Source organism: Streptomyces sp. SID4985 (assembly GCF_009863025.1).
Classification (GTDB): Bacteria; Actinomycetota; Actinomycetes; order Streptomycetales; family Streptomycetaceae; genus Streptomyces.
In genome coordinates this window covers 1-1,721 of sequence record NZ_WWIR01000305.1, presented here as the reverse complement: position 1 = coordinate 1,721, position 1,721 = coordinate 1, and the positions used below count along the sequence as shown (strand labels likewise).

The following is a 1,721-nucleotide window of genomic DNA, read 5'->3' as shown; positions in this document are numbered from 1 at the left end:
TCGGCGCGTCCCGCCCGTCAGCGCAGCGCGGGTGCGCGCCTGCGGCGCCGCTCGGTGCGGTGGCCGCGCCGGTCCGGCTTGCGGCCGTCGAGCTGAAGCCAGATGCGGACCTCGGTGCCGCCGAGGACCGAGGAGCCGATGCGGACGTCGCCGCCGGTGGACTCGGCCAGCCTGCGCACTATGTCCAGGCCGAGGCCCGTGGACCCGGCGGTGCCGGAGCCCTGGCCGCGCGCCATGGCGGTCTCGGGGTCGGCTATGCCGGTGCCCGCGTCGGAGACGAGCACGATCACCGCGTCGTCGGCGTTGTGCACGTCCACGGCGAAAGCCGTTCCCTCGGTGGTGTGCCGGAAAACATTGCCGAGCAGGGCGTCCAGGGCGGCGGCGAGGTCGGCGCGGGCGACGGGGACGCGTACCGGACGCTCGGCGCCTGCGACCCGCCACTTGCGGCCCTCGTCCTCGGCCAGCGCGGACCAGAACTCCATGCGTTCGCGCACCACTTCGGCCGCGTCGCAGCCCGTGCCCGGACCGGCGGCGGCCGTCTGCGGCTTGGCCTCGCGGGCGGTGCGGATGATGGTGTCCACCTCGCCCTCCAGCTGGGCGACGGCGGCGCGGGTCTGGTCGGCGGCGGCCCCGGCGCCGAGCGAGGCCGCGTTCAGCCGGAGCACGGTGAGCGGGGTGCGCAGCCGGTGCGAGAGGTCGGCGGCCAGCTCGCGCTCGTTGGCGAGAAGTTGGACCACCTGGTCGGCCATGGAGTTGAACGCGACGGCGGCGAGCCGGAGTTCGGTCGGGCCCTCCTCGGGCACCCGGGCACCGAGGTGTCCGTCGCCCAGTTCGCGCGCGCCCTCCACCAGCCGTCGCGCGGGGCGCACCATGCGCACCCCGAGCCGGTCGGCGACCGCGACGGAACCGGCGATCAGCGCGACGCCCACGGCGGCGAGCACCGCCCAGGCCGTGCCGACGCCGTTGCTCATCTCTGCCTCCGGCACCCACACCTCGACCACGGCGATGGCCCCGGAGCCGAGCGCGACGGGCTGGAGCAGCGCCGAGCCGCCGGGCACCTCGGCGGTGGAGGCGCGGCCCATCCGGCGCACGGCCTCTATGTCGCGGGGGGTGGCTCTGCCACGGCCCAGGTCGGTGGCGGCGCGCCCCTCCACGGCGGGCAGGTGCACGGCCATGCCGGACTCGACCCCGGCGGCGGCCACCACCCGCTCCAGCTTGTCCCGGTCGGTGGTGATGGACAGCGCGGGGGCGACGGCGGCGGCCTCGCGCTCGGCGTTGGAGAACGCGCGGTCGCGGGCCATCTCCTGGACGACCAGACCGAGCGGCACGGCGAAGGCGACCACGACCATCGTCGTGACCGCGAGACACACCTTGACCAGGGCCCATCTCATCGCGGCGACTCCCCCGCGACGGGCGGCTCCAGCTTCACGCCGACACCGCGCAGGGTGTGCAGATAGCGCGGCCGGGCCGCCGTCTCGCCCAGCTTCCGCCGGAGCCAGGAGAGATGGACGTCGATGGTCTGGTCGTCGCCGTACGACTGCTGCCAGACCTCGGCGAGCAGCTCCTTGCGCGGGACGACCACGCCGGGGCGTCCCGCGAGGAAGGCGAGCAGGTCGAACTCACGGCGCGTCAGGTCGAGTCTGCTGCCGTCCAGTTCGGCCTGGCGGCGCAGCGGGTCGACGGTCAGGCCGCCGACCCGGAGCACGGCCGGGGGCGGCGCC

The 1,721-nt window shown here is 75.8% G+C and carries 2 protein-coding genes; both read right to left on the bottom strand.

From position 1 onward, the window contains the following. Positions 1-17: 17 nt before the first annotated feature. Positions 18-1,391 carry a HAMP domain-containing sensor histidine kinase gene (locus GTW40_RS12435; RefSeq protein WP_161180232.1) on the bottom strand — a complete coding sequence of 458 codons (1,374 nt, stop codon included), beginning with the start codon at positions 1,389-1,391 and terminating at the stop codon, positions 18-20. Beyond that, on the bottom strand, positions 1,388-1,721 hold a 334-nt coding region (locus tag GTW40_RS12430), incomplete at its 5' end, for a winged helix-turn-helix domain-containing protein (RefSeq protein WP_161180231.1). The genes GTW40_RS12435 and GTW40_RS12430, both read right to left, overlap by 4 nt.

Excerpts from the sequence above, each read along its gene's own strand:
- GTW40_RS12435 (WP_161180232.1), bottom strand. The coding sequence starts at position 1,391 with ATGAGATGGGCCCTGGTCAAGGTGTGTCTCGCGGTCACGACGATGGTC.